The following is a 21,548-nucleotide window of genomic DNA, read 5'->3' on the forward strand; positions in this document are numbered from 1 at the left end:
CGCTTTTCAACAGCTTAAAAGCGGCTTCTGACGCTTAAACCGTCATGATTTCCTTTTCCTTAGCCGCCAGCAACTGATCGATTTCAGCGATTATGCTGTCCGTGACCTTCTGCACTTCGGTATCGTGGCGCTTCTGGTCGTCTTCGGAAATCTCGTGAGCCTTCTCGAGCTTCTTGATGATGTCGAGACCGTCGCGGCGGACGTGGCGCACGGCGACCTTGGCTGCCTCGGCATATTTATGCGCGACCTTCACGAGTTCCTTGCGGCGCTCGGTGTTCAATTCGGGAATGCGTAGCCGCAGAATCTGGCCTTCGGTTGCCGGGCTAAGGCCGAGATTGGAATCGACGATCGCCTTTTCCACCGCCTTGACCATCGACTTGTCCCAAACCTGCACCGACAGCAGGCGCGGCTCGGGAACGCTGACGGTCGCAACCTGGTTCAGCGGCATGTGGCTGCCATAGGCTTCCACCTGGACCGGCTCCAGCATCGAGGCTGCCGCACGTCCGGTGCGCAAGCCGCCAAGCTCATGCTTCAGCGACTGGGTCGAGCCCTGCATACGGCGCTTGAGGTCGTTGATGTCGAATGGGGCCATGGTGGCCATGCAGCTCTCCCTTGTATCCTGCTGGTGCGAAGCGGGTATGGCGCTCCGAACCCGTCTAAAATCAGCCCGCGACGATGGTGCCGCGGCCAGTACCAGTCAAAATGGCGCCGATCGAACCCGGTTCGGCGATCGAGAACACAATGATAGGCAGCGAGGTCTCGCGGGCAAGCGCGAAAGCCGTCGCATCCATGACTTTGTAGTTCCCCTCCACCGCCTGCGAATGGCTGAGACGCTCGAAGCGCGTCGCGTTAGGATCCTTCTTTGGATCGGCGCTGTACACGCCGTCCACATTGGTCGCCTTCAGCACGGCCGATGCGCCGATCTCGGCAGCGCGCAACACTGCGGTCGTGTCGGTGGTGAAGAACGGATTGCCGGTACCGCCGGCCAGCAGCACGATCCGGCCCTCGGACAGGTATTTGTGTGCGGCAGCACGTGTGAAGAGTTCGCAGACCTGCGGCATCACCATCGCCGACAGCGTGCGGGCCGGCACGGCGTGGCGCTCGATCGCAGCTTCCAGTGCCAGGCAGTTCATAACGGTAGCGAGCATGCCCATGCTATCGCCGGTCGGGCGCGACACACCACGCGAGGAGACTTCGACGCCGCGGAAAATATTGCCGCCACCGACGACGACCGCGACTTCGACACCAAGTTTCTGGGCTGCAATGAGATCGACGGCGATGCGGTCGATGGTCGGCTGATCGATACCGAATGACTGGCCTCCGGCGAAAGACTCACCCGAGACCTTGATCACGACGCGACGATAGAGCGGCTCACCCATGATGCGATCGCTTCCTTTCGAGGCGGCAGCTCCCGGCGTAGATCGCCGGGAGGTATTCCAATTCGTCTTATTTCTGGCCGCTGGCGGCGGCAACTTCGGCAGCGAAGTCCGAAGTCTGCTTCTCGATGCCTTCGCCGAGCGCGTAGCGCACGAAGCCAGCGAGCTTGATCGGCGCGCCAACCTTGCCTTCGGCTTCCTTGACGGCCTGCGCCACCGACTTACCGGTGTCGTGGATGAAGGCCTGATCCAGCAGGCAGACTTCCTTGTAATAGGTCTTCAGGCCGTTCTCGACGATCTTCTCAATCATCGCATCCGGCTTGCCCTGCTGGCGATACTTGTCCGCCATCACTTCCTTCTCGCGAGCAACGACGGCCGGATCGAGGCCGGCGGAGTCCAGCGCCTGCGGATTGGCAGCAGCGACATGCATCGCGATCTGTTTGCCGAGGGTGGCGAGCTCGTCAGCCTTGCCGGTGGATTCCAGCGCGACGATGATGCCCATCTTGCCGAGACCTTCGATCACGGCGTTATGCACGTAGCTCGACACGACGCCGGCCGAGACTTCCAGCGTCGCGGCGCGGCGCAGGGTCATGTTTTCGCCGATGGTGGCGATGGCCTCGGTGATCGCGGTCTCGACAGTGACGTCGCCAACCTTGTGCGCCTTGATGGCCTCAACATCGGAGCCGACCTTGAGCGCGACCTGGGCGATCATCTTGACCAGGCCCTGGAACTGATCGTTGCGCGCGACGAAGTCGGTCTCAGAATTGACTTCGACCACGACGCCCTTGTTGCCGGCAGTGAGAACGCCGATCAGGCCTTCGGCCGCGACGCGGTCAGCCTTCTTGGCGGCCTTGGACAGGCCCTTCGCGCGCAGCCAGTCGATTGACGCCTGCATGTCGCCGTCATTGGCAGCCAGTGCGTTCTTGCAATCCATCATGCCGACGCCGGTGGTTTCGCGGAGGTCCTTGACCATCGCTGCAGTAATCGTTGCCATCGTTGAACCCTTTGCCTGTCAGGGCGCCTGCGAGCCAGCCGGTGCTGGTCAATCGCGTTACGCCGCAGGAACTATCATCGAGAGAAGTGTAGAGATGGAAAGTGCGGCCGGGATGACGGCCGCACAATAGTTTCTTGGCTGTCGCATCGGCATGATTTTGTCCGGAACCGGGACACCGGTTCCGGGATCACGCCTGCGCGTTACTCAGCTTCCGCCGTCAGACCCTTGGCCTGGGCGACCCAGCCGTCGGCACGGGCCGGAAGACCAACTTCTTCGCCAATCTTGTGGGCGGTGTCGTGATCGAGTTCGGCCAGCTGCCAGTAGTGGAAGATGCCGAGGTCGTTGAACTTCTTCTCAATCGCACCGGACACGCCGGTGAGCTTCTTGAGATCGTCGGCGGTGCCGCGCGGACCGGCCAGGCCCTGGAAGCCTGCCTCCGGAGCCGGGATGGCCTCAGCCACCGGGGCAGCCGATGCACCGATATCGAAGCCCGAGTCGCCCTGGGCGCGCGAGATGCCGTCGATGACAGCGCGTGCGATCAGGTCGCAATACAGCGACAGCGCACGGCCGGCGTCGTCGTTGCCCGGGACCACATAGGTGATGCCCTTCGGATCCGAGTTGGTGTCGACGATCGCCGCGACAGGGATACCCAGACGCTGGGCTTCCTGGATCGCGATGTCTTCCTTATTGGTGTCGATCACGAAGATCAGGTCGGGCAGACCGCCCATGTCCTTGATGCCGCCCAGCGAGCGATCGAGCTTGTCGCGCTCGCGCTGCAGCGTCAGACGCTCCTTCTTGGTGTAGGCCGACGCGTCGCCGGAGTTCAGCACTTCGTCGAGGTGGCGCAGACGCTTGATCGAACCGGAGATGGTCTTCCAGTTGGTCAGCGTGCCGCCGAGCCAGCGCGAATTGACGAAGTACATCGCCGAACGCTTCGCAGCTTCGGCAACGACGTCCTGCGCCTGGCGCTTGGTGCCGACGAACAGGATGCGGCCACCCTTGGCGACGGTGTCGCTCACAGCCTTCAGCGCGGTGTGCAGCAACGGCACGGTCTGCGCGAGGTCGATGATGTGGATGTTGTTGCGTGCGCCGAAGATGTAATTCGCCATCTTCGGATTCCAGCGGTGCGACTGGTGGCCAAAGTGGACGCCAGCTTCGAGCAGTTGACGCATAGAAAATTCGGGTAGTGCCATAGTATCAATTCTCCGGTTGTTTCCTCCGGAAGCGTGTGAGCAAACGAGCGTTCGGGCAGAGGATTCTGCCGTGCAGCCCGGATGCCACCGGACGGCGATTAAGCCATGCTTCCGTGTGAGATGGGCCGGCTTATAGCCGGATTCCCGGGATAAGCAAGGCAAAACGGACCATCTGGTAGTCGTTGCAGCTCGTATCGACGGGTAGGCAGCCACCTGAGGATAGCCGTAAGCACCTCGGGGTCACCCGACGTCGTCGTGACGGCAATACGACCTTGACGAGCATATCTGTCGAAAACACTATCACAGGATGCGTTTCGAGATTTTGGGCCAGATCACCGAAATTGAGACGATCGCCGTCGGGTCCGGCATTCGTGAGATCGCCCGGCTTCGTAGGGCGTACGGCCGCGGGCGCTGGCGTAAACGCAAGGGGATGGGCAGCGTTCGACTGCCCGATGGCCAACTCCGTCTGGCTGAAATACACTGGTACGAGGCGACTGGCATCGGTCGCCGGGAATATAAGATCAAGCAGCTGCTCTGAGCGCAGGTATCATGGCAAAGACACCATCCACACAGCTGGTTGTATGCCTCGACAATGAGGGCTACGCCGCCTCGCTCGAACGGCGAAAGATCTACGTCACCCTCCCCGACCCTGAGGCCGAGAAGAACGGCTTGCTTCGGATCATCGACGAATCTGGCGAAGACTATCTTTACCCCAAAGCCTCGTTTCGCGCGATTACGCTGCCGGAAGCGCTCAGAAAGGCTGTATTGGCGGCCTAGTCACGGCGGATCAAAGCGTTTCGACCATTTCAACCCCGGAAACCGCCTTGATGGCGCCGGCGATCTGCGGGGACACCTGGAACCGGCCTTCGAGCTTGAATTCGACCTCGGTTTGCAGGTCGAGGCGCAGGATCAGCGAGACGTCGCCTCCGCCGGCGGCATTGCTCGGCTGCGGTTGGAGGCGTTTTACCAGCGAATCCAGTGCCTTGGTGTCCTTCATGGTCACCCTGAGCCCCTTCTGCGTCTTGGCAGCGGCGGCATCCAGAGGTTCCGCGTGGAGAACCCGGGCCCGAACGTCCTCGCCCTGCAGTTCGGCGCCGAGTTGCAGCAGCACCGCGGTACCCGGTTCCAGCACGTCGCGGTATTGGGCCAGCCCTTCGGAGAACAGCACCGCCTCGAAATGGCCGGTCGGGTCGGACAGGCCCATGATGCCCATCTTGTTGCCGGTTTTGGTCCTCCGCTCCATGCGGGACACGACGGTAGCCGCCACCCTGCCCGCCGTAGCGCCGGTTTTGACCGCGCGGCAGAACTCGGCCCAGCTCTGCACCCGCAGTCGCTTCAGGGCGGTCGCATAGTCATCGAGCGGATGGCCGGACAGGAAGAAGCCAATAGCGTCGTATTCCTTGCGCAGCTTCTCCGCCGCCAGCCAGTTGTCGATCTGCGGCAGCATGATGGTCGGCGCATCGGCCGCGCCGCCAAACATGTTTCCCTGACCGATCGTCGTATCCACGTGGGCGCTCTGGCAGGCGGCCAAAATAGCATCCGCGCCGCCATGCACGCGGGCACGATGTGGATCGAGCGTATCGAAGGCGCCGGCCGCAGCGAGCGTTTCGATGATGCGCTTGTTAACGGCGCGTGGGCTTACGCGCGACGCAAAATCGGCAAGCGACGTGAACAAACCGTTCTTGTTGCGCTCGGCGACGATCTGCTCAACGGCGCCAGCGCCGACGCCTTTCAACGCCGCCAGCGCATAATAGATCGTGTTGTCGCTGACTTCGAAGGTGACGCCCGAACGATTGATGTTCGGCGCCTCGACCTTGATACCGAGCCGCTGTGCCTCGGCACGGAATTCCGACAGCTTGTCGGTGTTGCCCATGTCGAGCGTCATCGACGCCGCAATGAACTCCACCGGATAATGCGCCTTCATATAGGCGGTGTGATACGACACCAGCGCATAGGCCGCCGCGTGGCTCTTGTTGAAGCCATAGTCGGCGAATTTTGCCAGCAGATCGAAGATCGTATCGGCCTGCCCCTTCGGCACGCCGTTCTTGACAGAGCCTGCAACGAAGATCTCGCGCTGCTTTTCCATTTCGGCGCGGATCTTCTTGCCCATCGCGCGGCGCAGCAGGTCGGCGTCACCGAGCGAATAGCCGGCCATGACCTGTGCGATCTGCATCACCTGTTCCTGATAGATGATGACGCCGAAAGTTTCCTTCAGGATCGGCTCGATGATCGGATGCAGATATTCCGGCTCTTCATCGCCATGCTTGCGCGCGCAATAGGTCGGGATGTTCGCCATCGGGCCCGGACGATACAACGCGACGAGCGCGATGATGTCCTCGAAACGGTCAGGGCGCATGTCCACAAGCGCGCGCCGCATGCCCTGGCTTTCCACCTGGAACACGCCGACCACTTCACCGCGCGCCAGCATTTCGTAGCTCTTGGGATCGGTGATCGGCGTGGTCGCAAGATTGACGTCAATATTACGCTGCTTGAGCAGCTTCACGGCGACGTCAAGCACCGTCAACGTCTTCAGGCCGAGGAAGTCGAACTTCACGAGACCTGCTGGCTCAACCCATTTCATGTTGAACTGGGTGACCGGCATGTCCGATTTCGGATCGCGATACATCGGCACGAGTTGCGACAGCGGCCGGTCGCCGATCACGATGCCTGCTGCGTGGGTCGAAGCGTGGCGTGTCAGGCCCTCGAGACGCTGCGCAATATCGAAGGCTTTTGCGACGATCGGATCCTCGTCGCGGAGCGCCTGGAGTTTCGGCTCGCCCTCGATCGCGGCTGCAAGTGTCACCGGTGCGGCGGGATTTTGCGGCACCAGCTTGGTCAGCTTGTCGACCTGGCCATAGGGCATCTGCAGCACCCGGCCGACGTCGCGCAACACGCCGCGCGCCTGCAGCGTACCGAAGGTGATGATCTGCGCGACCTGATCGCGACCGTAACGCTGCTGCACATAGGAGATCACCTCACCGCGGCGATCCTGGCAGAAGTCGATGTCGAAGTCCGGCATCGAGACGCGTTCCGGATTGAGGAAGCGTTCGAACAGAAGGTTGAACTGCAAGGGATCGAGATCGGTGATGGTCAGCACCCAGGCGACCAGCGAGCCCGCGCCCGAACCGCGGCCCGGCCCCACCGGAATGCCCTGCGCCTTCGCCCATTTGATGAAGTCCGACACGATCAGAAAGTAACCCGCATAGTTCATGCGGGAGATGACGTTCAGTTCGAAGTCGAGCCGAGCGTGGTATTCCTCCTCGCTCTTGCCCTGTGACACGCCGTGGATCTCGAGACGCTTGCGCAGCCCCTCCTCGGCCTGACGGCGCAACTCGTCGGATTCCTCCTGGGCCGCGCCTTCGGCGTTACTGCCGGCGCCCACCGTGAAGCGCGGCAGGATCGGCTTGCGCGTCTTTGGCCGGAACGAGCAGCGCTCGGCGATTTCGACGGTTGATGCCAATGCCTCAGGGATGTCGGCAAACAGCACCGCCATTTCGGCGCGGGTCTTGAAGCGATGATCGGTGGTAAGCTGCTCGCGGTCCGTCTCGGCAATGATCCTGCCACCGGCGATGCATAGCAGCGCATCATGGGCCTCATAGTCATCCGCGGCAGCAAAATACGGCTCGTTCGTTGCCACCAGTGGCAGGCCCTTGGCGTAAGCCAGATCGATCAGCCCCGCTTCGGCACGGCGTTCCTTCTCGGCGCCATGACGCTGCAGTTCGATATAGAGCCGATCGCCGAACAGCGATGCGAGCCGGTCGCAACGCAAAGCGGCAAGCGCGGATTGATCGGCGAGCAGCGCCTGATTGATCGGACCGTCAGGACCGCCGCTCAACGCGATCAGGTCTTCTGTTTCCTCCAGCAGCCATTCCAGCTTGATATGGGGCGCATGATTGACCGGGGTTTCCAGAAACGCGCGCGAGTTGAGTTTCATCAGGCTCTGATAGCCGCGCTCTTTGGCGGCCAGCAGCACAATGCGCGGCATCACGGCGTTCAGCGCGTTACGGGCGTTGGGATCCTGGTCGCCGAAATCGATCGCGACCTCGCAGCCGGTAATCGGCTGGATGCCATAGCCCACCAGCTTTTCGGAGAATTCCAGCGCGCCAAACATGTTGTCGCTGTCGGTCAGCGCCAGCGCCGGTTGATGGTCGGCCTTGGCCAGTTCCGCCAGCTTCTGGATCTTGATCGAGCCCTTCAGCAGCGAATAGGCCGAATGCACGTGGAGATGGACAAATCCGGCATTCGACGCGGCGGCGGGCTTCTGACTCATGGCGTGGGACAATCCGGACTTTGCAGCGCCCGATCTGGGCAGTCATCGACACTGGGGATCGCGGCAGCCTGTTCAGGCCGACTCGCTGCCCCATGGTGATGCCTGCCCCCGGCCAAGTCCATGTGAAACCCGCTCGGGCCCGGAAGCGTCCCCGCATTCCCTAGGGAATGCTCGTCATTCTCCGGGAGCGTTCCCATATCCTCCGGCGAGCGCTTCCCCGGTGTTCCGGCGCCAGCTTCGCAGCCGGCGTCCCGGAGCAGGATCAGAGCTGGGGGATCAGTTGCGCCCAGACCGCAATCATGCCCACGAACAGAACGATCGATGCCAGTGCAGCGGCTTCTTCAACAAAGGTCTTCAACATGGTGGCCTCCGTGACTCTCTGGAACATATGAAGAACATTGTTCTCATTCTGTTCCTGGAGTCAAGCAGCCGATCCGGACGTGTCGCGCCTCATATTCCGAATGGTTAAGACCGCGAGCCGGCACGCTTTGCGCCCAGTCAACCGACTCTCTCCCTCGCCGGGAATCATCTGCGCCGTATTGCCTCGCATGTGCCGAACAAGCCCTGTTACGGCATGTTTCCGGCGCCAGATGCGGAGCGGAATCCGGCTTTGTGAGTTGACGAATACCTCTCGGACCGGCTTTGTGCCGGTCAGAGATCACATGCAGCCGGCCATCTGAGTCGGCAGGAGAATTCGATGCGCGCAGCCCTGCTTGCTCTGGTCGCCCTCGGCGCCGTTTCGGCCCTTACCGTCACGCCCGCCGCGGCCCAGCCCGTCGATCCCGGCCCGTTCTCCTTCTACACCCCGAGCGGCTACCCGTTCTGCATGCGCTCGCTCTATGACGACGATGACTGCAGCTACCGCACCTATGCGCAGTGCGCAGCAACGGCATCGGGCATCGGCCTGACCTGCTTTGCCAATCCGGCTTACGCCTATGCGCAGGGCGTCGCGCCGCAGCAGCCGCGCGTGAAGCGCAAGCGTAAGAGCAGCTACTGAACGACGGCGCCGTTCGCGGCGCCTCGCCTATGTCTTGAATGAGATAAGTGGCGGGGTCAGTCGAGTTCGACGACCTTGCCGTTTTCCAGCGACACCCGCCGGTCCATGCGGCCGGCCAGTTCCATGTTGTGGGTCGCGATCAGCATCGCCACCTTGGTCGCCTTTACCAGCTGCATCAGCGCCTTAAAGACGTGATCCGCGGTATGCGGATCGAGATTTCCCGTCGGCTCGTCCGCAAATAGCACGCGCGGTGCATTGGCTACCGCGCGGGCAATCGCAACGCGCTGCTGCTCGCCACCCGACAGCTCCGCGGGGCGATGTGTGATGCGTTCGGCCAGACCCAGATAGGCCAGGATTTCCTTGGCGCGGGCAACCGTCTCGGAGCGCTTCAGGCCGCGGATCATCTGCGGCAGCATGACATTTTCCAGCGCGGTGAATTCCGGCAGCAGCCGATGTGACTGGTAGACGAACCCGATATCGGTGCGGCGGATCTGGGTGCGCTCGGTGTCCGACAGGCCCGAGGTCGCAGTACCGCCGACATAGACCTCGCCGTCATCCGGGCTCTCGAGCAGGCCGGCAATATGCAGCAGCGTCGACTTGCCCGAGCCAGACGGCGCCACCAGCGCGACCGACTGCCCCGCCCACAATGCCAGCTTGGCATTGTCGAGAATGGTCAGAACGCTTTCGCCCTGGGTGTATTGCCGCTTGATGTCGTGGAGATAGACCACCGGTACATCATCTGCCCCTTGCGCCATATCAGTCACTCACTCGTATCTTAGCGCATCGACGGGATCGAGGCGCGCGGCGCGCCACGACGGATAGAGGGTCGCCAGGAACGACAGCGTCAGCGCCATGATGACCACCGCGCTGGTTTCGCCGATGTCGACCTCGGCCGGCAGCTTGGACAGGAAATACAGTTCCGGCGAGAACAGCTCCGTGGATGTCATCCACGAGATGAATTGCCGGATTGTCTCGATGTTGAAGCAGACCAGTAGTCCAACGAAGAAGCCGACCAGCGTGCCGACCACGCCGATCGCAGCACCCGTGATCAGGAACACCCGCATGATCGAGCCTTGGGAGGCGCCCATGGTGCGCAGGATCGCGATGTCGCTGCCCTTGTCCTTCACCAGCATGATCAGGCCGGAGACAATGTTCAGCGCCGCCACGAGCACGATCAGCGTCAGGATCAGGAACATGACGTTGCGCTCGACCTGCAGCGCATTGAAGAAGGTCGAGTTGCGCTGCCGCCAATCGACGATGAAGATCGGCCGCCCGGCCGCCTCGGTCACGAGCTTGCGATACTCGTCGATCCTGTCGGGATTGTTGGTGTAGACCTCGATCGAGGTCACGTCAGAAGGGCGATTGAAGTAAGTCTGCGCCTCGGCCAATGGCATGAAGACGAAGGTCGAGTCATATTCGGACATGCCGATCTCGAAGACAGCAGCGACCTTGTAGGGCTTGATGCGCGGCGTTGTGCCCATCGGGGTCACCGCCCCCTTCGGCGAGATCAACGTGATCATGTCGCCGGCATGGATCGAGAGCTGATCTGCCAGCCGCCGACCGATCGCCACACCCTGCCCGTCATCGAAGCCTTCGAGCGTGCCCTGCTTGATGTTCTTGGCGATCGACGTCAGGTTATTGAGGTCGCCAGAGCGGATACCGCGGATAAAAATGCCCGCAGCCCCAAACGCGGATGATCCCAGTCCCTGGCCATCCACGACCGGCGCCGCGAGACGAATGCCATTCACGCCGCTGATACGGTCGGCGACATCCTTCCAGTCGGTCAGAGGACTTTCCAGCGGCTGCACCAGCAGATGCCCGTTGAGACCCAGGATCTTGTCGAGCAGCTCCTTGCGGAAGCCGTTCATCACGGCCATCACAATGATCAGCGTGGCGACGCCGAGCATGATGCCGAGGAACGAGAAGCCGGCAATGACGGAGATGAATCCCTCTTTACGGCGCGCGCGGAGATAGCGTCCGGACAGCAGCCATTCGAAGGCGGCGAAGGGTGGGGTTCGAACTGGCTCGCTCATGGCATCATCCATCGCCCGACTCCCATACGAATCGGGCTTATTCTAGCCGCATCGTGAGTGATGCGGCGACCACACAGTGGATAAGTCGTCAGGACGTCAGCTTTGCGACGACCTCGGCGGCACTGATATTCTCACGCGAACCGTCATCGCGCCGCTTCAGCTCGACCTTGCCTTCGGCCAGCCCCTTCGGGCCGACGAGGATCTGCCAGGGCACACCGATCAGGTCAGCGGTGGCAAACTTGCCGCCGGCGCGCTGGTCGGTGTCGTCATAGAGCACATCGACGCCCTTGGCCGAGAGCTCCTTGTAGAGCGCCTCGCAGGCCGCATCCGTATCGGCCGAACCCTGCTTCAGGTTGAGGATGGCGGCGCGGAACGGCGCCACTTCCTCGGGCCACTTGATGCCGTTCTCGTCGTGGCAGGCCTCAATGATCGCGCCCAGGAGCCGCGATACGCCGACGCCGTAGGAGCCACCATGGATCGGCGTCTCCGCGCCATCGGCGCCGGCGACGGTCGCCTTCATCGCGTCGGAATATTTGGTGCCGAAATAGAAGATCTGGCCGACTTCGATACCGCGGGTGTTGAGCCTCCGCTCGGCGGGCACTTCGCTCTCGAACCGCGCGGCGTCGTGAACGTCTTCGGTGGCCGCATAGATCGAGGTCCACTGATTGATGATGCCCGTGAGATCACCGCTATAATCGACATCGGCCGGCGGGATCGGCAGATCGAGCACGTTCTTGTCGCAGAACACGCCGGACTCGCCGGTCTCGGCGAGCACGATGAATTCGTGGGAGTGATCGCCGCCGATCGGTCCGGTCTCGGCGCGCATCGGGATCGCTTTGAGGCCCATGCGGGCGAAGGTGCGCAAGTAAGCGACGAACATCTGATTGTAGGAATGTTTCGCCGCAGCCTCATCGATGTCGAATGAATAGCCATCCTTCATCAGGAATTCGCGGCCGCGCATCACGCCGAAACGCGGACGCTGCTCGTCGCGGAATTTCCACTGGATGTGGTACAGGTTCAGCGGCAGGCTCTTGTAGGACTTCACGTAGCCGCGGAAGATCTCGGTGATCATCTCCTCGTTGGTCGGCCCGTAGAGAAGCTCCCGCTTATGGCGGTCCACGATGCGCAGCATCTCCGGACCATAGGCGTCGTAGCGCCCACTTTCGCGCCAGAGATCGGCCAGCTGAAGCGTCGGCATCAGGAGCTCGATGGCGCCCGCCCGGTTCTGCTCCTCGCGGACGATCTGCTCGATCTTCTTCAGCACCCGCAGGCCCAGCGGCAACCAGGCATAGATGCCGGCGGCCTCCTGACGGATCATGCCTGCGCGCAGCATCAGCCGGTGCGAGACGATCTCGGCTTCCTTCGGCGTTTCCTTGAGAATGGGCAGAAAATAGCGCGACAATCGCATGGTTAGGCCTGGGAATCGGAGGGACACGGGAGAACGCGAGTGAAACCGGATCGGCCGCCAAAATACAAGGGCAACCGGCCCGTTGCCGGATACTGCGCGACTTGAAGCCGGCAATCGGGGCTTAATTCCGTTCGCCTGGCGAATTGCTTCCCAGGCGGTCAAATATCGCCATTTCCGATGTCGGCCCGAGGACCCCAGCGTGACCGGAAATAGCGTCAAAGGCTGCGTTTCTACCCTTGGCCTAAATTTTGAACACACATTGCCGAAATTGGTGACAAACAAAAAAAGTTGAGCTACGACTCATAGCTCAGGCGGTTCGTAAGGACAGAGTCTGGTGGTCCAAGTCTCGGGAGGAGCCCTGACGCGCTCAAGCAGCGTCAACCCGCTAAGCAAGGATAAAATCCAAAGTTTGGGGTAATAGGGTCGACACAATTTTCCGAGCAGGGCTGCGGCCCTGCTCTTTTTTTTCGGCAGATTCCCGACAACGACAGCGACGCTTCATATCGTCCGAGACGAAAAAAAAGGCCGGCATCAATGCCGGCCTTTTTTCGGAGATGCAACGCGCTGCGTATTACAGCGCACCACCCTTCGGCTTGATACCCGACAGCCACGAACAGACCAGGCCCTGTACCGCGCCGACGATCCCGAATGTAAGAATCTGGCGCAGCGGAATCGACACCGACGTCCAGATCAACATCATCCCGATACTCACGACGTAGCCAGTCAACGCCGAAGTCAGCACCTTCGGCCACAGCCGCATCTTGTCTTCGAGGAACCAGTCCTCAAGCCACATGATCAAGGACGGGATGAGGCCAAACCAATAAGCGAAAGGCAATCCCATGATGAAGCCGGGAAAGCCGCCGATGATCCTGCCGCTGGCAATTTCGCGCAGCTCGAAAACCGCAAAGCCGACAGCCGGCCCAAGCAACAGAAAAAGCAGAAAGCGCTTCATGCGTCAGCTCCGTATCGACACCTGAAAGGACAGACTCCGCAGGTCATAGATTGCTCTCAGATCGGCACGCCCATCAGCTTCGAGAGCCTCTCGATATTGAAGTAGTCCATGCGATACGCATACATGCCGGCGGCGAACAGCACTGCGGAAATCACCGTGGTCCAGATCAGCTTGCGCCCCATCCGTGCCAGCACAGGCGCACCGGGATCGGTGCCGTCGGTGCCCTCGCCGTCCTCATGCTGGCTGCGCACGCCGAATGGCAGCGTCAGGAACAACGTGATCCACCAGATGACGAAATAGACCGCGAGCGACGTCGAGATCGTATAGGCCATCGTGTCCTCAGGACTGTTCGATTTCGACGAGCGCGCCCGAGAAATCCTTGGGATGCAGGAACAGCACAGGCTTGCCGTGGGCGCCGATCTTCGGCTGGCCGTCGCCAAGCACGCGCGCGCCTTCCTTGATCAGGTTGTCGCGTGCCGCGATGATATCCGGCACTTCGTAACAGATGTGATGAATGCCACCGTCAGGATTGCGCTCGACGAATTTGGCGATCGGCGAATCCGCGCCCAGCGGCTGGATGAATTCGATCTTGGTATTCGGCAGCGTCGCGAACACCGTGATCACGCCATGCTCCGGCAGCGGCACGGTCGCGGAAATCTCGGCGCCGAAGGCGGTGCCGTAGATCTTCGCAGCTTTCTCCGCATCGGCGACGGCAATCGCCACATGATTGAGCCGGCCCAGCATGGTGTCCTCCGTAGTCTTTGTTTCTTTGCTTTTAGTCTTCGACCTGCAGGATGTGAACGTAACACATCGTCTTCTTGCCCCATTGATCGGCGAGTGACGAGCGGACAGCGCGTCGCACCGACTCCGCCATCGCATCGGGATCGCGCTTGCGCGCCTTGGGCAGGTTCTCGACGATGTTGACGACGATGTCGAACACGACATCCTCCATCACCTCGCCCTTGAGGTTCTTTTCGGGAATGCCGATCAGGTCGACCGCAGGGTCATCGACCAGTTCGCCCTTCATGGTCACGGCCAATGCCACGAACGCACAGCCGGCAAAGGACAGCCGGCGCCGCTCGCTTACGGCGCGGGACTTGGAATCCTCGAGAATGAGGCCATCCTTGAACATGCGGCCCGACGGCAATTCGTCGATGACGGCGGCATCGCCGGGCGCCAAGCGCACCAGGTCGCCGTTCTTGACGATCATGGTCCGCGGCACGCCGCAGGCGCGCGCGAGCTTGGCATGCTCATGAAGATGCAGCGCCTCGCCATGGACGGGGATCAGCAATTGCGGACGCACCCAGGAGATCATGTCGCGCAACTCGTCGCGGCGCGGATGGCCGGACACATGCACCAGCGCATCGCGATCGGTGATCACCTCGATGCCCTGCGTGACAAGACCGTTGATGATGGTGCCGACCGCCTTCTCGTTGCCCGGAATGGTCCGCGACGAGAAAATCACCGTATCGCCCTTGTTGAGGGTGACCATCGGATGATCGTCGCTGGCGATACGCGCCAGCGCCGCGCGCGCTTCACCCTGGCTGCCCGTGCACAGCGCCACCACCTTGTCCGGCGGGAAATGGCCGTAATAGTCGGCGTTGCGGAACGCCGGCAGTCCATCGAGATAGCCGCATTCGCGGGCCACCTGCACGACGCGCTCCATGGCGCGGCCGACCAGCACCACTTCGCGGCCCGCGGCCTGCGCCGCTTCGGCAACGGCCCGCAACCGCGCCACGTTCGATGCGAAGGTCGTAACGGCGACGCGGCCCTTGGCAGCCTTCACCAGTTTGGTGAGCGTCGCGGCAACCTCCGTTTCGGACGGTGAGCGGCCATCGCGCACCGCATTCGTGGAGTCGCCGATGATGGCCAGTACGCCGGCATCACCGAGTTCGCGCAGCCGCTTTTCGTCGGTTGGCAGGCCGATGATCGGTGTCGGGTCAATCTTCCAGTCACCGGTATGCAGCACGGTGCCGAGCGGCGTGTGCAGCGCGATCGCATGGGATTCCGGAATCGAATGCGCAACCGGAATGAACTCGATATCGAACGGGCCGAGATTGATGCGGCCGCCCGACGGCACCACGGTGACGGGAATCTTCGGCGGATTGCGCTCGCTGGCGCATTTGGCTTCGAACAGCGCGGCGCTGAACTGCGTCGCATAGATCGGGCATTTCAGTTTCGGCCACAGGTCGATGATGGCGCCGAAATGGTCCTCATGGGCGTGGGTGAGCACGAGACCAACGAGATTCTTCTTTTCCTTTTCCAGGAACCGCACGTCGGGCATCACCAGGTCGATGCCGGGCAGATGTTCCTCGTCACCGAAATAGACGCCGAGGTCGATCGCCAGCCACTTCCCGGCCAGGCCATAGATCGACAGGTTCATGCCAATCTGGCCGACGCCTCCCAGCGGTGCGAAGGTCAATTCGTTGGGTCGCGTCATTTGCGTGCTGTCCTTGTCGACGCGGCCGATCCGAAATGAACGTCGCCGGCGGTAATAGGGATTCGCCGGCGATCCGCTGTCGCGACAATCATACAACCGGCCTCATCAATGGTGTCGAAAATTCCCGAAATCGTCTGTACCCCGTTGTCCACGGACACCGGCTGACCGATCCCTGCTGCACGCTCCAGCCACTGTCGCCGGATCTCGGCAAACCCGCGGCCGGAATCCCAGATGCCGCGCATCTCCTGCCAGGTGTCCGAAAGCGCCGCAAACAGGTCTTCGGCGCTGGCGCTGACGCCCATCGCATGCAGGCAAGCAACCGGATAAGGCATATTGTCGGGGGCCGCCACCACATTGGTGCCGATGCCGACGACAACAGCAAGCTGACCGTTCGGCGCTGCCTCCGCCTCCAGGTTCATGCCGACCAGCTTGTGTCCACCCGCCAGAACGTCGTTCGGCCATTTCAGCCGATAGTCATTCGCGGCCGACTGCGGCGCCCGCATCGCGGCTTCGACGCTGATCTGTCGGAGCGCCTTCTCAACGGCGACACCAGCCGCAAAGCCCAGCGTCGCCGCAACTGAGGGCGTCACATCAAGAACTTCGAGAACCGAACTGGCGAGGTTCCCGCGGGGAGCGACCCACGGCCGATGCCGTCGCCCACGTCCCGCGATCTGTTCCGTTGTGACAAACCACATCGGACCGCGCTCGCCTGCGCGCGCACGGTCCATGGCTTCCGTATTGGTCGAACCGGTTGTGTCGAATGCGGCGAGCTTCGTGCCCGCCGCAAGGGCTCGGGGACCGAGCGAAAATACCATCTAGAACAGCGACTTCGCTGCGAATGCCGCCGCGCTGACCAGAGGCGCCGGATAGACGAAGAACAGCACGTTGAAGAGACCAGCCACAGCCAGCACCGTGCGCAGTTCAACACGCATCGGATCGAGCTTCCCGACCGGCTCGTCGAAATACATGAGCTTCACGATGGACAGGTAGTAGAACGCGCCCACTACGCTGGCCAACACACCGACCACGGCCAGTACGAACAGGCCCGACTTGATGGCCGCCATGAAGACGTAGAACTTGCCGAAGAAGCCGGCCAGCGGCGGCACGCCTGCCAGCGAGAACAGGAACATCGCGAAGAAGAAGGCGATGATCGGATTGGTGCGCGACAGGCCAGCGAAATCCTTGATCGTCTCAACGGGCTGACCGTTGCGCTTCATGGTCAGGATGATGGCGAAGGTGCCGAGGGTCATCGCGACATAGATCGCGATATAGACCAGCACGCCCTGCGCACCCTCCTGCGTGCCGGCGGCAAGGCCGACCAGCGCGAAGCCCATGTGGCCGATCGACGAATAGGCCATCAGGCGCTTGATGTTGGTCTGGCCGATGGCCGCGAACGAGCCAAGTACCATCGAGGCCAGCGACACGAACACCACGACCTGCTGCCATTGCACCACAATGCCCGGGAACGCCGTCAGCGTGACGCGGGTGAACACGGCGAGCGCTGCAACCTTCGGGGCCGAGGCAAAGAAGGCCGTGACGGGCGTCGGTGCGCCCTCATAGACATCGGGCGTCCACATGTGGAACGGCACGGCCGAAACCTTGAAACAGAGGCCGGCGAGCAGAAACACCAAGCCGAACACCAGGCCGATATTGCCGGTCTTGGCTTCGGCGGCGATGCCGGCGAAGGACACCGTGCCGGTAAAGCCGTAGATCATGGAAGCGCCGTACAGCAGCATGCCGGACGACAGCGCGCCCAGCACGAAATACTTCAAACCGGCTTCGGTCGACTTTGCATTGTCGCGGTTGGAGGCTGCGACGACATAGAGCGCAAGACTCATCAGTTCGAGGCCGAGATACAGCATGATCAGGTCGCCGGCCGAGATCAGCACCATCATGCCGAGCGTCGAGAGCAGCACCAGGATGGCGTATTCGAAAATGCGACGGGACTGGTCCGCGAGGAATTCACGCGACAGGATCAGCGTCACGGCCGACGCGATGATCGCCAGCACCTTCAGGAAGCGCGCATAGTCATCGACGATGAAGCTGCCGCCGAAAGTGACATGCTTGCCGGCGGGCAGCATGATTTCAGCCGCGCCGACCACCACCAGCAGACAGACGGCGAGCGTGGTGACCAGGCCCGTGATCTTCGGTCCGTTGAAGGCACCGATCATCAGCAGCGCCATGGCGCCAACCGCGAGCATCAGCTCCGGCAGTACGGGCAGCAGGGAATATCCGGCGGTCGTAATCGTCATTGCGCGTTATCCTGATCTGCTGCGGTCATTGCAGCAGCGCGGCTGCCTTCACGGCAGACGTTGCAGCAGCGTAATTGTTAACGAGGAGCTGGATCGAAGCCGCCGACATGTCGAGCACCGGCTTCGGATAGACTCCGAACAGAATGGTGAGAATGACCAGCGGCACCAGCACCAGGCCTTCCCGGAACGTGATGTCCTTGATCCCCTGCAGCGCAGGCTTGGTCAGTTCACCGAACACGACCTTGCGGTACAGCCATAGTGCATAGGCCGCCGACAGGATCACGCCGATGCTGGCGAATGTCGCCGTCGGGATCGAAACCTTGAAGGTGCCGATCAGCGTCAGGAATTCACCGACGAAGCCGGAGGTGCCGGGCAGACCGACATTGGCCATGGTGAACACCATGAACAGCGCCGCATAGATCGGCATCCGATTGACGAGGCCGCCATAGGCCGCGATCTCACGGGTATGCAGCCGGTCGTAGACGACGCCGACGCAGAGGAACAGCGCGCCCGACACGATGCCGTGCGACACCATCTGGAACACCGCGCCCGAGACGCCCTGCGTCGTGCCGGCGAAGATGCCCATGGTCACATAGCCCATATGCGCGACCGACGAGTAGGCGATCAGCTTCTTGATGTCTTCCTGCATCAGCGCGACCAGCGACGTGTAGACGATCGCGATCACGGAGAGCGTCCAGACCATCGGCGCGAAATAGAGAGAGGCATCCGGGAACATCGGCAGCGAGAAGCGCAGGAAGCCGTAACCGCCCATCTTCAGCATGATCGCGGCCAGCACGACCGAACCCGCCGTCGGCGCTTCCACGTGTGCGTCAGGCAGCCAGGTGTGCACTGGCCACATCGGCATCTTGACCGCGAAGGATGCGAAGAATGCCAGCCACGCCCATGTCTGCAGGCTGCGCGGCACGGCCGTGTGCATCAGCGTCGGGATGTCGGTCGTACCCGCATTCCAGTACAGCGCCATGATGGCCAGCAGCATCAGCACCGAGCCGAGGAACGTGTAGAGGAAGAACTTGAACGAGGCGTAGACGCGGCGCGGGCCGCCCCAGATGCCGATGATCAGAAACATCGGGATCAGGCCGCCTTCGAAGAACAGATAGAACAGCACCAGATCCAGCGCCGAGAAGGTGCCGATCATCAGCGTTTCCAGGAACAGGAACGCGATCATGTATTCGCGAACGCGCTTGGTGACCGACTTCCAGCTGCACAGAATGCAGAACGGCATCAGGGCCGTGGTCAGGATCACGAAGGGCAGCGAAATGCCGTCCACACCCATGTGGTAGTTGATGGTTGCGGCCAGCCACGGCGCCTTTTCGACGAACTGGAAGTCGCCGTTCGACGGATCGAAGCGCATCACCAGGATCAGCGAGACCGCAAAAGTGATCAGCGTGGTCCAGAGCGCGATCCAGCGGGCATTGCCCTGCGCAGCCTCGTCATCGCCGCGGCTGAGATAGATCAGGATCGCGCCGACAATCGGCAGGAAGGTGACGACCGAAAGAATCGGCCATGTCATGACGGACGCCATTGTTACTGGCCCCCCAGGCCGAAGATAAACCAGGTGATCAACCCGGCGACGCCGATCAGCATCGCGAAGGCATAGTGATAGAGGTAACCGGTCTGCAGCTTCACCGCACCGCGCGTGATATCGAGCACGCGGGACGAGACACCATCAGGCCCGAGGCCGTCGATGATCATGCCGTCGCCCTTCTTCCAGAGGAAGTGGCCGATCCACTTGGCCGGGCGAACGAAGATGATCTCGTAAAGCTCGTCGAAGTACCACTTGTTGAGCAGGAACTTGTAGAGCAGCGGATGCTGGTTCGCGAGCTCGACAGGCAAATACGGCTTGCGAACATAGAACAGATACGAAATCAGGAAACCGAGCACCATCATCACGGTCGGCACATAGGGCACCCAGCCCGGGATGTGATGCATCTCCTCGATGATATGCGGGTTCATCTTCAGCGATTCCCGGAAGAACTCGCCGACGTGATGACCAGCAAAGAGCTCCTTGAACGGGAAGCCTGCGGCGAACGATCCGATGCCCAGCACGGCCAGCGGGACCAGCATCCACAGCGGCGCTTCATGTGCTGCATCGTAATGTTTCTGGTCATGCGGCACGCCATGGAACGTCTTGAACACCAGACGCCACGAATAGAACGAGGTCAGCAAGGCCGCGACCACGGTCATCAGGAAGCCGTAGAAGGCGAACTGGGTGTGCGAGGCGTAAGCCGCTTCGATGATCGCGTCCTTCGAGAAGTAGCCGGCCGTGAACGGGAAGCCGGTCAGCGCCAGCGTACCGATGGTCATCATCGCATAAGTGAACGGGATCTTGTTCCACAGGCCACCCATCTTGCGGATGTCCTGCTCGTGATGCATCGCGTAGATCACCGAGCCCGAGCCCAGGAACAGCAGCGCCTTGAAGAAGGCGTGCGTGAACAGGTGGAACATGGCGACCGAGTAAGCCCCCGTCCCCAGCGCCACGAACATGTAGCCGAGCTGCGAACAGGTCGAGTAAGCGACGATACGCTTGATGTCGTTCTGCACCAGACCGATGGTCGCGGCGAAGAATGCAGTGGTCGCGCCGACCAGCATCACGACGGCCTGCGCATTCGGCGCGAGCTCGAACAGCGGTGACATACGCGCCACCATGAACACGCCCGCGGTGACCATGGTCGCCGCGTGGATCAGCGCCGACACAGGCGTCGGGCCTTCCATCGCGTCCGGCAACCAGGTGTGCAGCAGGAACTGGGCCGACTTGCCCATCGCGCCGACGAACAGCAGCAGACAGGTCAGTGTCAGCGCATCGGCGTGCCAGCCGAAGAAGTTGATCGTCTTGCCGGTCAGGCCGGGCGCGCTGGCGAAGATCGTGTCGAGATCGGTCGAGCCAACCAGCATGAATAGCGCGAAGATGCCGAGCAGGAAGCCGAAGTCGCCGACGCGGTTGACCACGAAGGCCTTGATCGCCGCCGCATTGGCCGAGGGCTTCTTGAACCAGAAACCGATCAGCAGGTAACTGGCCAGACCCACGCCTTCCCAGCCGAAGAACAGCTGCAGCAGGTTATCCGCGGTCACCAGCATCAGCATCATGAAAGTGAACAGCGACAGATACGCCATGAAGCGCGGCCGGTTCGGATCGTCTTCCATATAGCCGAGCGAATAGATGTGCACGAGCGACGACACCGTGGTGACGACGACGAGCATCACGGCGGTCAGCGTATCGACGCGGAGCGTCCAGGACAGCTGCAGATCGCCTGAATTGATCCAGTTCAGCAGCACGATACGGGCATCGTGATGCATGAAGGCGACATCGACGAAGGTCATCCAGGACAGCACCGCCGACACCACCAGAAGACCGGCGGTGATCAGCTCGGCCGCACGCGAGCCGAGCGCGGCCGGCTCGGCAACGTGGTGATGGTCGTCGTGATCATCGTGACCATGATCGTCATGCCCATGCGCAGCATGTGCATGCGCGCTGGCATCGCCGTGACCGTGATCGTCATGCGCATGGTCCATCTCGTCGCCGCTCGGGTTACGCCCATGCGCACCCAGAATGGCGATGAAGCCTGCGATCAGCGCGCCGATCAGCGGCAGGAATACAAGAGCCTGGATCATAAC

The 21,548-nt window shown here is 61.7% G+C and carries 19 protein-coding genes; 3 read left to right on the plus strand and 16 right to left on the minus strand.

Features of this window, described 5'->3' with window-relative positions; translation table 11 throughout:
* Positions 1-34: 34 nt before the first annotated feature.
* The 4 genes from frr to AB8A38_RS06450 all read right to left on the minus strand — a co-directional run bounded on the left by frr (position 35) and on the right by AB8A38_RS06450 (position 3,563).
* Positions 35-592 carry a ribosome recycling factor gene (frr, locus tag AB8A38_RS06435; protein ID WP_374725665.1) on the minus strand — a complete coding sequence of 186 codons (558 nt, stop codon included), beginning with the start codon at positions 590-592 and terminating at the stop codon, positions 35-37.
* A gap of 70 nt (positions 593-662) precedes the next feature.
* Positions 663-1,379, minus strand: coding sequence for a UMP kinase (pyrH, locus tag AB8A38_RS06440; protein ID WP_068730867.1), 717 nt, complete (start codon positions 1,377-1,379; stop codon positions 663-665).
* A 67-nt stretch (positions 1,380-1,446) separates the two neighbouring features.
* Positions 1,447-2,370: a translation elongation factor Ts gene (gene tsf / locus AB8A38_RS06445; RefSeq protein WP_093758766.1), complete on the minus strand. Its 924-nt coding sequence runs from the start codon at positions 2,368-2,370 to the stop codon at positions 1,447-1,449.
* A gap of 200 nt (positions 2,371-2,570) precedes the next feature.
* Entirely contained in the window at positions 2,571-3,563 is a 993-nt protein-coding gene (locus AB8A38_RS06450; RefSeq protein WP_068730869.1) for a 30S ribosomal protein S2, read from the minus strand.
* A 307-nt stretch (positions 3,564-3,870) separates the two neighbouring features.
* Between AB8A38_RS06450 and AB8A38_RS06455 the strand changes: the two genes are divergently transcribed.
* Together AB8A38_RS06455 and AB8A38_RS06460 are read left to right on the plus strand one after the other, a co-directional pair.
* Complete coding sequence (locus tag AB8A38_RS06455) at positions 3,871-4,101, plus strand: hypothetical protein (RefSeq protein WP_439085431.1); 231 nt, start codon at positions 3,871-3,873, stop codon at positions 4,099-4,101.
* Between the two features lie 11 nt (positions 4,102-4,112).
* A complete protein-coding gene (locus AB8A38_RS06460) occupies positions 4,113-4,340 on the plus strand; it encodes a hypothetical protein (RefSeq protein ID WP_439085432.1) in 228 nt (75 codons plus the stop codon).
* A gap of 10 nt (positions 4,341-4,350) precedes the next feature.
* Here the strand turns inward: AB8A38_RS06460 and dnaE are convergent, their stop codons facing one another.
* The gene (gene dnaE / locus AB8A38_RS06465) at positions 4,351-7,833 is read right to left on the minus strand and encodes a DNA polymerase III subunit alpha (RefSeq protein WP_439085433.1); all 3,483 of its coding nucleotides are present in this window, start codon (positions 7,831-7,833) and stop codon (positions 4,351-4,353) included.
* A gap of 697 nt (positions 7,834-8,530) precedes the next feature.
* Between dnaE and AB8A38_RS06470 the strand changes: the two genes are divergently transcribed.
* Complete coding sequence (locus AB8A38_RS06470) at positions 8,531-8,830, plus strand: DUF3551 domain-containing protein (RefSeq protein WP_439085434.1); 300 nt, start codon at positions 8,531-8,533, stop codon at positions 8,828-8,830.
* 56 nt (positions 8,831-8,886) lie between these two features.
* On the opposite strand, the gene AB8A38_RS06475 is transcribed toward AB8A38_RS06470, so the two are convergent.
* From AB8A38_RS06475 to nuoL, 11 genes are all read right to left on the minus strand, one after another.
* Positions 8,887-9,585, minus strand: coding sequence for an ABC transporter ATP-binding protein (locus AB8A38_RS06475; protein ID WP_068730961.1), 699 nt, complete (start codon positions 9,583-9,585; stop codon positions 8,887-8,889).
* A 9-nt stretch (positions 9,586-9,594) separates the two neighbouring features.
* Positions 9,595-10,875: a lipoprotein-releasing ABC transporter permease subunit gene (locus AB8A38_RS06480; protein WP_315841861.1), complete on the minus strand. Its 1,281-nt coding sequence runs from the start codon at positions 10,873-10,875 to the stop codon at positions 9,595-9,597.
* 76 nt (positions 10,876-10,951) lie between these two features.
* On the minus strand, positions 10,952-12,271 hold the full coding sequence (proS, locus tag AB8A38_RS06485) for a proline--tRNA ligase (protein WP_315841860.1): 1,320 nt from the start codon (positions 12,269-12,271) through the stop codon (positions 10,952-10,954).
* A gap of 571 nt (positions 12,272-12,842) precedes the next feature.
* On the minus strand, positions 12,843-13,223 hold the full coding sequence (locus AB8A38_RS06490; protein WP_315841859.1) for a hypothetical protein: 381 nt from the start codon (positions 13,221-13,223) through the stop codon (positions 12,843-12,845).
* Positions 13,224-13,279: 56 nt separating this feature from the next.
* A complete protein-coding gene (locus AB8A38_RS06495) occupies positions 13,280-13,555 on the minus strand; it encodes a DUF1467 family protein (protein WP_315841858.1) in 276 nt (91 codons plus the stop codon).
* A 7-nt stretch (positions 13,556-13,562) separates the two neighbouring features.
* Positions 13,563-13,967, minus strand: coding sequence for a methylmalonyl-CoA epimerase (mce, locus tag AB8A38_RS06500; RefSeq protein ID WP_315841857.1), 405 nt, complete (start codon positions 13,965-13,967; stop codon positions 13,563-13,565).
* Positions 13,968-13,998: 31 nt separating this feature from the next.
* Positions 13,999-15,663 (minus strand): ribonuclease J, encoded by a 1,665-nt coding sequence (locus tag AB8A38_RS06505; protein WP_089264553.1) that lies wholly within the window; start codon positions 15,661-15,663, stop codon positions 13,999-14,001.
* Positions 15,660-16,478 carry a biotin--[acetyl-CoA-carboxylase] ligase gene (locus AB8A38_RS06510; protein WP_439085435.1) on the minus strand — a complete coding sequence of 273 codons (819 nt, stop codon included), beginning with the start codon at positions 16,476-16,478 and terminating at the stop codon, positions 15,660-15,662. The genes AB8A38_RS06505 and AB8A38_RS06510 overlap by 4 nt, the downstream gene beginning before the upstream one ends.
* A complete protein-coding gene (gene nuoN, locus AB8A38_RS06515; protein ID WP_439085436.1) occupies positions 16,479-17,915 on the minus strand; it encodes an NADH-quinone oxidoreductase subunit NuoN in 1,437 nt (478 codons plus the stop codon). It lies immediately after the preceding gene.
* A gap of 25 nt (positions 17,916-17,940) precedes the next feature.
* Positions 17,941-19,446, minus strand: a complete 1,506-nt coding sequence (locus AB8A38_RS06520) for an NADH-quinone oxidoreductase subunit M (RefSeq protein ID WP_410001794.1) — start codon at positions 19,444-19,446, stop codon at positions 17,941-17,943.
* Between the two features lie 14 nt (positions 19,447-19,460).
* Entirely contained in the window at positions 19,461-21,545 is a 2,085-nt protein-coding gene (gene nuoL / locus AB8A38_RS06525) for an NADH-quinone oxidoreductase subunit L (RefSeq protein WP_439085437.1), read from the minus strand.
* Between the last annotated feature and the right edge of the window lie 3 nt (positions 21,546-21,548).

It is taken from the genome of Tardiphaga sp. 839_C3_N1_4, from assembly GCF_051811045.1.
GTDB lineage: Bacteria > Pseudomonadota > Alphaproteobacteria > Rhizobiales > Xanthobacteraceae > Tardiphaga.

What these genes read in the sequence shown, in the direction of transcription:
- frr (WP_374725665.1), bottom strand. Translation starts at nt 592, where the DNA reads ATGGCCCCATTCGACATCAACGACCTCAAGCGCCGTATGCAGGGCTCG.
- pyrH (WP_068730867.1), bottom strand. Translation starts at nt 1,379, where the DNA reads ATGGGTGAGCCGCTCTATCGTCGCGTCGTGATCAAGGTCTCGGGTGAG.
- tsf (WP_093758766.1), bottom strand. Translation starts at nt 2,370, where the DNA reads ATGGCAACGATTACTGCAGCGATGGTCAAGGACCTCCGCGAAACCACC.
- AB8A38_RS06450 (WP_068730869.1), bottom strand. Translation starts at nt 3,563, where the DNA reads ATGGCACTACCCGAATTTTCTATGCGTCAACTGCTCGAAGCTGGCGTC.
- AB8A38_RS06455 (WP_439085431.1), top strand. Translation starts at nt 3,871, where the DNA reads ATGCGTTTCGAGATTTTGGGCCAGATCACCGAAATTGAGACGATCGCC.
- AB8A38_RS06460 (WP_439085432.1), top strand. Translation starts at nt 4,113, where the DNA reads ATGGCAAAGACACCATCCACACAGCTGGTTGTATGCCTCGACAATGAG.
- dnaE (WP_439085433.1), bottom strand. Translation starts at nt 7,833, where the DNA reads ATGAGTCAGAAGCCCGCCGCCGCGTCGAATGCCGGATTTGTCCATCTC.
- AB8A38_RS06470 (WP_439085434.1), top strand. Translation starts at nt 8,531, where the DNA reads ATGCGCGCAGCCCTGCTTGCTCTGGTCGCCCTCGGCGCCGTTTCGGCC.
- AB8A38_RS06475 (WP_068730961.1), bottom strand. Translation starts at nt 9,585, where the DNA reads ATGGCGCAAGGGGCAGATGATGTACCGGTGGTCTATCTCCACGACATC.
- AB8A38_RS06480 (WP_315841861.1), bottom strand. Translation starts at nt 10,875, where the DNA reads ATGGATGATGCCATGAGCGAGCCAGTTCGAACCCCACCCTTCGCCGCC.
- proS (WP_315841860.1), bottom strand. Translation starts at nt 12,271, where the DNA reads ATGCGATTGTCGCGCTATTTTCTGCCCATTCTCAAGGAAACGCCGAAG.
- AB8A38_RS06490 (WP_315841859.1), bottom strand. Translation starts at nt 13,223, where the DNA reads ATGAAGCGCTTTCTGCTTTTTCTGTTGCTTGGGCCGGCTGTCGGCTTT.
- AB8A38_RS06495 (WP_315841858.1), bottom strand. Translation starts at nt 13,555, where the DNA reads ATGGCCTATACGATCTCGACGTCGCTCGCGGTCTATTTCGTCATCTGG.
- mce (WP_315841857.1), bottom strand. Translation starts at nt 13,967, where the DNA reads ATGCTGGGCCGGCTCAATCATGTGGCGATTGCCGTCGCCGATGCGGAG.
- AB8A38_RS06505 (WP_089264553.1), bottom strand. Translation starts at nt 15,663, where the DNA reads ATGACGCGACCCAACGAATTGACCTTCGCACCGCTGGGAGGCGTCGGC.
- AB8A38_RS06510 (WP_439085435.1), bottom strand. Translation starts at nt 16,478, where the DNA reads ATGGTATTTTCGCTCGGTCCCCGAGCCCTTGCGGCGGGCACGAAGCTC.
- nuoN (WP_439085436.1), bottom strand. Translation starts at nt 17,915, where the DNA reads ATGACGATTACGACCGCCGGATATTCCCTGCTGCCCGTACTGCCGGAG.
- AB8A38_RS06520 (WP_410001794.1), bottom strand. Translation starts at nt 19,446, where the DNA reads ATGACATGGCCGATTCTTTCGGTCGTCACCTTCCTGCCGATTGTCGGC.
- nuoL (WP_439085437.1), bottom strand. Translation starts at nt 21,545, where the DNA reads ATGATCCAGGCTCTTGTATTCCTGCCGCTGATCGGCGCGCTGATCGCA.